The sequence below is a fragment of the Micromonospora sp. NPDC006766 genome (assembly GCF_040636055.1).
Taxonomy (GTDB): domain Bacteria; phylum Actinomycetota; class Actinomycetes; order Mycobacteriales; family Micromonosporaceae; genus Micromonospora.
Genome location: NZ_JBEYIX010000005.1, coordinates 202,425 through 212,593 on the forward strand (window position 1 = coordinate 202,425; position 10,169 = coordinate 212,593).

7 protein-coding genes are annotated in these 10,169 nt (G+C 71.7%); 5 read left to right on the forward strand and 2 right to left on the reverse strand.

Going from position 1 to position 10,169, the window contains the following annotated elements:
- Nucleotides 1-137 precede the first annotated feature (137 nt).
- Both ABZ671_RS09255 and ABZ671_RS09260 read left to right on the forward strand, forming a co-directional pair.
- The gene (locus ABZ671_RS09255) at nucleotides 138-773 is read left to right on the forward strand and encodes an alpha-ketoglutarate-dependent dioxygenase AlkB (RefSeq protein ID WP_357853793.1); all 636 of its coding nucleotides are present in this window, start codon (nucleotides 138-140) and stop codon (nucleotides 771-773) included.
- A 94-nt stretch (nucleotides 774-867) separates the two neighbouring features.
- Nucleotides 868-2,211, forward strand: coding sequence for a solute carrier family 23 protein (locus ABZ671_RS09260; protein WP_357853796.1), 1,344 nt, complete (start codon nucleotides 868-870; stop codon nucleotides 2,209-2,211).
- 139 nt (nucleotides 2,212-2,350) lie between these two features.
- Here the strand turns inward: ABZ671_RS09260 and ABZ671_RS09265 are convergent, their stop codons facing one another.
- Both ABZ671_RS09265 and ABZ671_RS09270 read right to left on the reverse strand, forming a co-directional pair.
- Nucleotides 2,351-4,840: a DNA topoisomerase (ATP-hydrolyzing) gene (locus tag ABZ671_RS09265; protein ID WP_357853799.1), complete on the reverse strand. Its 2,490-nt coding sequence runs from the start codon at nucleotides 4,838-4,840 to the stop codon at nucleotides 2,351-2,353.
- A 33-nt stretch (nucleotides 4,841-4,873) separates the two neighbouring features.
- On the reverse strand, nucleotides 4,874-6,931 hold the full coding sequence (locus tag ABZ671_RS09270) for a DNA topoisomerase IV subunit B (protein ID WP_357853842.1): 2,058 nt from the start codon (nucleotides 6,929-6,931) through the stop codon (nucleotides 4,874-4,876).
- 347 nt (nucleotides 6,932-7,278) lie between these two features.
- Here ABZ671_RS09270 and ABZ671_RS09275 point away from each other — a divergent pair, with 347 nt between their 5' ends.
- From ABZ671_RS09275 to ABZ671_RS09285, 3 genes are read left to right on the forward strand one after another with little or no spacing between them, the layout of a single operon-like run.
- Complete coding sequence (locus ABZ671_RS09275; protein ID WP_357853802.1) at nucleotides 7,279-8,505, forward strand: globin domain-containing protein; 1,227 nt, start codon at nucleotides 7,279-7,281, stop codon at nucleotides 8,503-8,505.
- Nucleotides 8,506-8,527: 22 nt separating this feature from the next.
- Nucleotides 8,528-9,385 carry an alpha/beta fold hydrolase gene (locus ABZ671_RS09280; RefSeq protein WP_357853805.1) on the forward strand — a complete coding sequence of 286 codons (858 nt, stop codon included), beginning with the start codon at nucleotides 8,528-8,530 and terminating at the stop codon, nucleotides 9,383-9,385.
- A 53-nt stretch (nucleotides 9,386-9,438) separates the two neighbouring features.
- Nucleotides 9,439-10,134 carry a hypothetical protein gene (locus tag ABZ671_RS09285; RefSeq protein WP_357853808.1) on the forward strand — a complete coding sequence of 232 codons (696 nt, stop codon included), beginning with the start codon at nucleotides 9,439-9,441 and terminating at the stop codon, nucleotides 10,132-10,134.
- The last annotated feature ends 35 nt before the right edge of the window (nucleotides 10,135-10,169 follow it).

Below are 10,169 nucleotides of genomic sequence, written 5' to 3' on the forward strand. Positions count from 1 at the left end.
ACTGCAACAGACCATCGACTCACTACAAGCCCAACAGCTACGCGAACGGGTACGACAAGCCGTCCGAGGACCAATCCGCCGACTGCTACGCCGCTGACCCTCGTACGCCTGTTCGAACATCGAGTAGGATCGGCGGGGTGTCCGACCTCGCGTACCAGCCCTCGATGCTCGACTTCGCCGCGCAGGGGCCGGCTCTGGGCCCGCTCGCCGGTCGGCTGCGCCGACACCAGCTGAGCCGCGGCGCCTGGGTCGACCACCTGCCGAGCTGGGTGCGGGGTTCCGACCCGGTGCTCGACGTCCTGCTGCACGACGTGCCCTGGCGGGCCGAGCGCCGCACCATGTACGACAACGAGGTCGACGTCCCCCGCCTGCTCTGCTGGTACGCCGCCGGCCGGCCGCTGCCCCACCCGGTGCTCACGGCCGCGCGCACGGCGCTCACCCGGCACTACGCGCCCGAGCTGGGTGAGCCCTTCGTCACCGCCGGGATGTGCCTCTACCGCGACGGCCGGGACAGCGTCGCCTGGCACGGTGACACCCTCGGCCGGTCGGCCCACGTCGACACCATGGTCGCCATCGTCTCCTTCGGCTCCCCGCGCCCGCTGCTGCTGCGGCCCCGCGGCGGTGGGCCGAGCCTGCGCTTCCCACTCGGGCACGGCGACCTGGTGGTCATGGGTGGTTCCTGCCAGCGCACCTGGGAGCACGCCGTGCCGAAGACCACCCGGCCGGTCGGTCCTCGGGTCAGCGTCCAGTTCCGTCCGGCCGGGGTGGCCTGACCCCAGCCCGTTCCGGGCCGCGCCCAGCGGCGTGATACAAACAGCCCTCAGGGTCGATCACGCCCCCGTCACCTCTCGACGCGAAGGGCGCAGCATGACCCAGTCCCCCACCGAACCGCGATCCCGCTGGTCCCCCTGGCAGCTGCACGGCGACGGCCGGTCCATCCGACCCGGCGACGTGGTGCATCCCGAGCAGCGGCTCACCTGGCCGCGCACGCTCGGCGTCGGCGTGCAGCACGTGGTCGCGATGTTCGGCGCGACCTTCACCGTGCCGCTGATCACCGGCTTCCCCCCGGCCACCACGCTTTTCTTCTCCGGGCTGGGCACGCTGCTCTTCCTGCTGATCACCGGCAACCGGCTGCCCTCGTACCTGGGCTCGTCGTTCGCGTTCATCGCCCCGGTGCTGGCCGCCAAGGCCGGTGGCGGCATCGGCCCGGCGCTCGGCGGCATCGTGGTGGTCGGCGCGGTGCTGGCCCTGGTCGGCGTGGTCGTGCAACTGGCCGGGGCGCGCTGGATCGACGCGCTGATGCCACCCGTGGTGACCGGCGCGATCGTCGCGCTGATCGGGCTCAACCTCGCCCCGGTCGCCTGGGACGGCGGCGGCAGCGGCGGGGTGAAGGCCCAGCCGCTGATCGCGGTGGTCACGCTGGCCGCGATCCTGCTCGCCACCGTGGTCTTCCGGGGCTTCCTGGCCCGGCTGTCCATCCTGCTCGGCGTGGTGGTCGGCTGGGTGCTGGCCGCGCTGCTCGGCCAGCTGGACCCGACGGCGGTCACCGGGCTGAAGGAGGCCGCCTGGGTGGGGCTGCCCCAGTTCCACGCGCCCAGCTTCAGCGGGCGGGCGGTGGTGCTGGTCATCCCGGTGATCCTGGTGCTGATCGCAGAGAACGCCGGGCACGTCAAGGCGGTCGCCGCGATGACCGGCCGCAACCTCGACCGCGACATGGGCCGGGCGTTCCTCGGCGACGGCATCGCCACCATGCTCGCCGGCTCGGGCGGCGGTTCCGGCACCACCACGTACGCGGAGAACATCGGCGTGATGGCGGCGACCCGGGTCTACTCGACCGCCGCGTACTGGGTGGCCGGTCTGGCGGCGGTGCTGCTCGGGCTGAGCCCGAAGTTCGGCGCCCTGATCCTCACCGTCCCGGCCGGCGTGCTGGGCGGGGCGACCACCGCGCTCTACGGCCTGATCGCCGTTCTGGGGGCCCGGATCTGGATCGAGAACCGGGTCGACTTCCACGACCCGATCAACCTGATGACCGCCGCCGTCGCGGTGATCGTCGGTGCGGCAAACTACACCCTCACCGCCGGTGACCTGTCGTTCAGCGGCATCGCGCTGGGCACCGCCGCCGCCCTGGTCATCCACCACGGCATGCGCCTCATCGCCCACCTCCGCAACACCACCCCAGCCTCCCGCCGAGGCCCCGAGCCCGAACTCTGACCCACCCCATCCCCGGCCATTCCCGGCCACCCGGGCGATCATGAGGTTGGCTGGGTGGACCGATTCGCCGCCGCCAACCGCATGGTCAACCCGCCAGGCAAGGGGCCGGCAGCGCGCCGGCCCCTTGCCTGGGTACGGGTCAGTCGCGTTCGATCTGGTGGCCTACCACCGACGGGCCGAGCATGACGGCGAAGCCGGAACCGTCGCGGCGAGGGTCGGCCGGGGGCAGGTCCACCGGGTCGCCGTTGGCGGTCGCGCCGACCGGACGCGGGCCCACCCAGGCCACCGTCAGGTCCACCTCGCCCTTGAGCAACCGCTGCGCCCGCACCCCGCCGGTCGCCCGCCCCTTCGCCGGGTACGCCTTGAACGGGGTCACCTTGACGGTGGCGCCCGTCGAGGTGACCACCATTGGCTCGCCGTGCCCCGGGTCGTCGGTGCTGACCGCACCGAAGAACACCACGTGCGCCCCGGCTGGCAGGTTGATGCCGGCCATGCCGCCGCCCTTGAGGCCCTGCGGCCGCACCAACGCGGCCGCGAAGCGCAGCAGCGACGCCTCCGAGGAGATGAACGCCAGGGCTTCGGCACCATCGGTCAACCAGCTCGCCCCGACCACCTCGTCGCCGTCGCGCAGCGAGATGACCTCGAACTCGTCCGAACGCACCGGCCACTCGGGGGCGCAGACCTTCACCACACCCTGCCGGGTGCCCAGCGCCAGGCCGGGCGAGCCCTCGGCGGTGGGGCCGAGCGGTGCCAGCCCCACCACCGTCTCACCGGGCTCCAGCGGCACCAACTCGGCCGCCGACATGCCGCCCCGCAGCGACACCGTGCCGGACTGCTCGGGCAGCACCGGCAGCGGCAGCACGTCGACTTTGAACGCGCGGCCGGCGCTGGTGACCAGGAGCACCCGGCCGCGCGCCGTGGAGTGCACCACCGCGCGTACGGCGTCGTGCTTGACCCGGCCGCTGCGCCGGCGCCCCTCGGCGGCCTCCTCCGACTCGGCCGCGGTCCGGGCGACCAGCCCGGTCGCGGAAAGGATCACCTGGCACGGGTCGTCGGCGACCTCCAGCGGCCCGGCCGGCACGGAGGCCGCTAGAACCTCCTTGAGGTCGCCGTCGACCAGGGTGGTGCGGCGCGGGGCGCCGAACTGCTTGACCACGGCGGCCAACTCGTCGGAGACCAGCTTCCGCAGCACCTTCTCGTCGTCGAGGATCCTCGACAGGTCGGCGATCTCGGCGCGCAGCTTCTCCTGCTCGGCCTCCAGCTCCAGCCGGTCGTATTTGGTCAGGCGTCGCAGCGGAGTGTCCAGGATGTAGGTCGCCTGGATCTCGGAGAGTTTGAACTTCTGCATCAGGCCGTCCTTGGCGGCCTGGGCGTCCTCGCTGGCCCGGATCAGCTTGACCACCCTGTCGATGTCGAGCAGGGCGATCAGCAGACCGTCGACCAGGTGCAGCCGCTCCTCGCGCTTGCGCTTGCGGTAGGCGCTGCGCCGGGTCACCACCTCGTAGCGGTGGGCGAGGAAGACCTCCAGCAGCTCCTTGAGCCCCAGCGTCCGCGGCTGGCCATCCACCAGGACCAGGTTGTTGATCCCGAAGGACTGCTCCAGCGGGGTGAGCCGGTAGAGATCGGCCAGCAGCGCCTGCGGGTTGACCCCGACCTTGCACTCGATGACCAGCCGGGTGCCGTTCTCCCGGTCGGTGAGGTCCTTGACGTCGGCGATGCCGGTCAGGCGCTTGGTCTTGTTGACCTCGTTGGTGATCGCCGCGATCACCTTCTCCGCGCCGACGCCGTACGGCAGCTCGGTGACCGTGATGGCCTGCCGGCCCCGGCTGCCCTCCAGGGGGCCGATCTCCACCCGGCCGCGCATCCGCACCACGCCGCGCCCCGTCTCGTACGCCCGGCGCACCTCGTCGAGGCCGAGCAGCAGCCCGCCGGTGGGCAGGTCCGGGCCGGGGACGAACTCCATGAGCTTGTCCAGCGTGGCGTCCGGGTGGTTGATCAGCCAGCGGGCCGCCTGGACGACCTCGCGCAGGTTGTGCGGGATCATGTTGGTGGCCATGCCGACCGCGATGCCGGACGCGCCGTTGACCAGCAGGTTGGGGAAGGCCGCCGGGAGCACGGTGGGCTGGGTGAGCGAACCGTCGTAGTTGGGCTCGACGTCGACGGTGTCCTCGCCCAGCTCACCGACGAGCAGCATCGCTTCACGAGAAATCCGACATTCGGTATATCTTGCCGCCGCCGGGCCATCGTCCGGGCTTCCAAAGTTTCCATGCCCATCGATGAGTGGCACGTTCAGCGAGAAATCCTGAGCGAGTCGCACCATGGCGTCATAGATCGCAGAGTCGCCGTGCGGGTGGTAGCGGCCCATCACGTCACCGACCACGCGGGCCGACTTCACATGCGCCCGGTCGGGGCGGAAACCGGAGTCGTACATCGACCAGAGGATGCGTCGGTGCACCGGCTTCAGGCCGTCCCGGGCGTCCGGCAGGGCCCGGGAGTGGATGACCGAGAAGGCGTACTCCAGGTAGGAGTCGGAGACCTCGGTGACCAGCGGGTTGTCGAAGACCCGCGCGCCAGCCTGGTCGAACGCGGACAGGTCGGCGCGGGCGCGGTCGTCCTTACGGCGTGCCATGGTTCAGCTTTCCTTCCGAAACGAACCCGGTGATCAGGCGTCGATGGCTTGGCGGTCGACCCGGTCGGCCGACTCGATGAGCCAGTTGCGGCGGGGTTCGACCTTCTCCCCCATGAGCAGTTCGAGGATCCGCTCGGCGGCCTCGACGTCGTCGAGGGTGATCCGGCGGACCGCCCGGGTGGCCGGGTTCATGGTGGTCTCCCAGAGCTCGTCGGCGTCCATCTCGCCGAGGCCCTTGAAGCGCGGGATCGGGGTGACGATCTGCTTGCCGGCCTTCTCCAGCTTGCGGACCGTCGCCTCCATCTCGGCCTGGGTGTAGGTGTAGATGGTCTGCGGGTTGCGCCCCTTGGTAGTGATCTTGTGCAGGGGCGGCATCGCCGCGTAGAGCCGGCCCGCCTCGATCAGCGGCCGCATGTAGCGGGCGAAGAGCGTGATCAGCAGGGTACGGATGTGCGCGCCGTCGACGTCCGCGTCGGCCATGATCAGCACCCGGCCGTAGCGCAACGCCGACAGGTCGAAGGTACGCCCCGAGCCCGCGCCGAGCACCTGCACGATCGCCGCGCACTCGGCGTTGTCCAGCACCTGCTGGAGGTTCGCCTTCTGCACGTTGAGGATCTTGCCGCGGATCGGCAGCAGGGCCTGATATTCGGACGAACGGGCCATTCTGCTCGTACCGAGGGCGCTGTCCCCCTCGACGATGAACACCTCGCTGCGGTCCACGCCGGTGGCCCGGCAGTCGACCAGCTTGGCCGGCATCGACGCGCCCTCCAGGGCGGTCTTGCGCCGGGCCGCGTCCTTCTGCTGCTTCTGGGTGAGCCGGACCCGGGCCGCGTCGACGATCTTCTGCAGCACCGTCCGGGCCTCGGTCTTGGTCTTCCGGTCGTCCAGCCAGGCCTTGAGGTGCTGCTCGACGATGCTCTGCAGCACCTTGGTGATGCCTGCGGTGGAGAGCTCGTCCTTGGTCTGTGCGGTGAACTGCGGCTCGGGGATGCGTACGTGCACCACCGCGGTCATGCCCTCCAGGACGTCGTCCAGGGTGGGCGCGTCCTCCTTCGGCTTGAGCAGGCCGCGGGTGTTACGGGCGGCCTCGGCGAGGGTCCGCACCAGGGCCCGCTCGAAGCCCTTGCGGTGTGTGCCGCCGTGCGCGTTGCGGATGGTGTTGGTGAAGCACTCGACGGTGCGCTCGTAGCCGGTGCCCCAGCGGAACGCGACCTCGACCTCGGCCCGACGCTGCACGTTGGACTGCATCACGCCGTTGGCGTCGGCGGCGTTCTCCCGGTAGGTCCCCTCGCCGGTGACCAGCAGGGTGCCGGAGACCGGCCGGTCGCCGGCCGGGGCGAGATATTCCACCATGTCGGTGAGGCCGTTGGGGAAGTGGAAGCTCTCCTCGACGGCCTCCTCCCCGGTCTCGTCGCGCAGCCGGTACGCCACGCCGGGCACCAGAAAGGCGGTGTTACGCAGCTTGAGCCGGACCGCCTCGGTGTCGAGCGCGGCGCCGGTCTCGAAGTAGCGCGGGTCGTGCCACCAGCGGATCGAGGTGCCGGAGCGCTGGCCCCGCTTCATCGCGCCGACGATCTGCAGACCGGGACCGGGGGTGAAGGGCGCGTCCGGGCCATCGCCGTCGAAGATTCCCGGTACGCCGTGCCGGAACGACATCGCGTGGATCTTGCCGCCGCGGCGGACCGTGACGTCGAACCGCCGGGAGAGCGCGTTGACCGCGGAGGCGCCGACGCCGTGCAGACCGCCGGAGGTCTTGTAACCCGAGCCGCCGAACTTGCCGCCGGCGTGCAGCCGGGTCAGCACCAGCTCCACGCCGGAGATCCCGGACTTGGCGTGCACGTCGGTGGGGATGCCCCGGCCGTCGTCGTCGACCTGGACCGAGCCGTCGCCGTGCAGGATCACGTCGATCTTCGTGGCGTGACCCGCGACGCCCTCGTCGGTGGAGTTGTCGAGGATCTCGTTGACGAGGTGGCCCACGCCACGGCTGTCGGTCGAGCCGATGTACATGCCGGGGCGCTTGCGGACGGCGTCGAGGCCCTCCAGGTGCGTCAGGTCGTCGGCCCCGTACAGGGTCTCAGGCTGTGCGGTCAACTGGTCGTACTCCCAGGTCTCGGCGGTGTGGTGCCGCTCACCGGCTCGCTCACCGTCGGCGGCGCGCCGGAGCGAGCCTAGCCCGGCGCCCCGACAGGGCTGTGGCACCGGGTGCGGTGCGGCGTCCGGTTGGGCTGCGGCGTCGGTGCCGCTGCCCGGTCCAGGGCTGCCCCGGGCAGGCGAGGAGGCGTCCAGGCACGACAACGCTCCCACCCACCGGTTGTCTTCCCCGGCTGCGGCCACCCGGGCCGGACGACCAGGATTACCCGACAATCGGGACCTTCGACCCTAAAGAGGAATTCTGGATTCCTGTTCCGTGGGGTTCGACCCAGTCGACACCCGAAGGAGTGGTTGTGCTCTCGGAATCCTCAGCAGCAGCGGTGGCGGCCACCCTGCCCGCGGTGCAGGCCCACGGTGAGGCCGTCACCGGCCGGTTCTACCAGCGAATGTTCGATGCCCACCCGGAGTTGCTCAACATCTTCAACCAGGGCAACCAGGCCACCGGACAGCAGCAGGCCGCGCTGGCCGCCGCCGTGGTCGCGTACGCCGAGCACCTGACCGGCGTCAGCGGTCTGCCCTGGGGGCCGATCCTGGACCGGATCGCCCACAAGCACGCCTCGCTCGGCATCACCGCCACCCAGTACCCGATCGTCGGGCGTCACCTGCTCGCCGCGGTCGGTGAGGTGCTCGGCGACGCCGTCACCCCCGAGGTCGCGGCCGCCTGGGACGAGGTGTACTGGCTGCTGGCGTGCAAGCTGATCGCTCGGGAGGCGCGCCTCTACACCATCGCCGACGTGGCGGAGGACGGCTCGGTGTGGCGGGACTGGCGGGTGGCGGAGCGGACCCGGGAAACCGTCGACGTCGGGTCGTTCGACCTCGTGCCGGCCGACGGCGGGCCGGTGCCCACCTTCACCCCGGGCCAGTACGTCTCGGTGGCGGTCGACCTGGACGGCGGCCAGCGCCAGCAGATCCGGCAGTACAGTCTCTCCGGACGGCCCGGCGCCGACCACTGGCGGATCACCGTCAAACGGGTACGCGGCACCGCCGGCGCGCCCGACGGCATCGTCTCCACGCACCTACACGAACAGGTGGCCGTCGACGACACGCTCCGGCTCAGCCCACCGTTCGGCGAGGTCAGTGCGGTCGGCGACGGCGGGCCGCTGCTGCTGGTCAGCGCCGGCATCGGTCTCACCCCGGCGATGGCGGCCCTGGAGCACCTGGCCGCCACCGAGCCCGAACGGCCGGTGGCGCTGGTGCATGCCGACCGCACCGGGGCCGGGCACGCCCGCCGCCAGGAGCTGCCCCGACTTCAGCAGCGGTTGCCGAACCTGTCGGTGCAGCTCTGGTACGAGGACGCCGCCGACGGCGAACTGGCCGGGCTCAAGGCGGAGATCGCTGAGGGCCGGGTCGACCCGGAGCTGATCCCGCTCGCTCCCGGGGTCCAGGTGCACCTGTGTGGACCGGTGCCGTTCATGGCCGGGGTCCGGGGCGGCCTGCTGCGCAGGGGCGTACCGGCGGAGCGGATCGCGTACGAGGTGTTCGGCCCAGGAATGCTGCGCGCTACCCGCCGGTAGCTTGCCGCCGTAGGCTGAGCCGATGAGCGGGGAGTACACACAGGAGTTCATCGACGTCGCCGGGGCGCGCCTCGGCATCCAGGTCCACCCGGAACCGGCTGGGCCGCCCGGCGCGCCGGTGGTGGTGATCTGGCCGGCAATGGGCGTACGCGCCCGCTACTATCGTCCGTTCGCGGCGGCGCTGCGCGACGCCGGTCTGGCCGTGATCGTGGCCGACCTGCGCGGCACCGGCGAGAGCACCCCACCGCCCGCTCGCACCTGCCGGTACGGCTACGCCGAACTGACCGCCGACGTGGGCGCGGTGTTCGAGGCGCTCAAGCCCCGGCTGGACGGCCGGGTCCGGGTGCTGCTCGGCCACTCCCTCGGCGGGCAGGTCGCGGTGCTGCACCAGGCCCTGCACGACGCCGACAAGGTGGACGGCCTGGCCCTGGTGGCGGTCGGCCTGCCCTGGTGGCGAAGCTACCCGGGCCTGCGCGGCTGGGGTGTGCTGCCGTACACCCAGGGGATCGCGGGGGTCGCCCGGCTGCTCGGGGTCTGGCCGGGCTGGGGGTTCGGGGGCCGGCAGGCACGCGGGGTGATCCGGGACTGGGCGTACACCGCCCGGACCGGCCGGTTCCCGGTGCTCGACGGGGTCGACACCGAGTCGGCGGTCGGACGGGTACGCACCCCGGTCCTCGCGGTCAGCGTGGACGACGACCAGTACACGCCGCACGACACGCTGGATCACCTCTGCGCCAAGCTCACCGCCGCCCCGGTGGCCCGACACCGTTACACCGTGACCGAGGCCGGCGCCCCGCTGGACCACTTCACCTGGGTACGCGCCGCCACCCCACTGGCCGCCCGGGTCGCCGCCTTCGCCGCCACCCTGCCGGGGGCGTAGCCGGCCGCTACGCGGGTAACCCGCACCACCCGAACACGGCGGAGGGGGATCAGATGTCCGAACGGCACACGGCGTTGCGCTCAATGCACGATCTGGGCCTGGCGGCCTGGTTCGGCGGGTCACTGATGGGCGCGCTCGGCGTCAACGGCGCGGCGGCGAAGATCGACGACTCCACGCAGCGGTTACCGGTTGCGGCGGCCGGCTGGGCCCGCTGGACCCCGGTCAACGCGGCGGCGATCGGCGCGCACCTCGCCGGCGCGGTCGGCGAGCTGATCACGGAAAGCCCACGGATGGCCAGGCAGCAGGGAGTCGGCAAGGTCAGCGCGGTGAAGACGGCGCTGACCCTGGGTGCGCTGGCGGTGACCGGATACAGCCGGATGCTCGGCATGAAGCTGCAGAGGTCGGGGCGCCCGCCGGTCGACGGGATCACCGAACCGGGTTACCAGACCCCCGCAAGCGTCGCCTCCTGTCAGCGGCAGATGAAGCTACTCCAGTGGGCGATCCCGGCGCTGACCGGCGCGCTGGTGGTGGTCACCGCGTACATGGGCGAGCAGCAGAAGCCGGGCCAGGTGTTCCGGGGCATGCTCGGCCGGGCCGGCGGGCTGATGTCGTCGCCGATGATGGTCGGCAAGGCGATCGGGATGGGCGCGCCGAAGATCGGCAAGGCCGCCGCGTTCGGTGCGCCGAAGGTCGGCAAGGTCGCTGCCATGGGCATGGCGACCCGGCACCTGGTCGGGGCCGGCCATTGACCCGTGCGGTCGGCGGCGGCCCACAACGGCGTGGC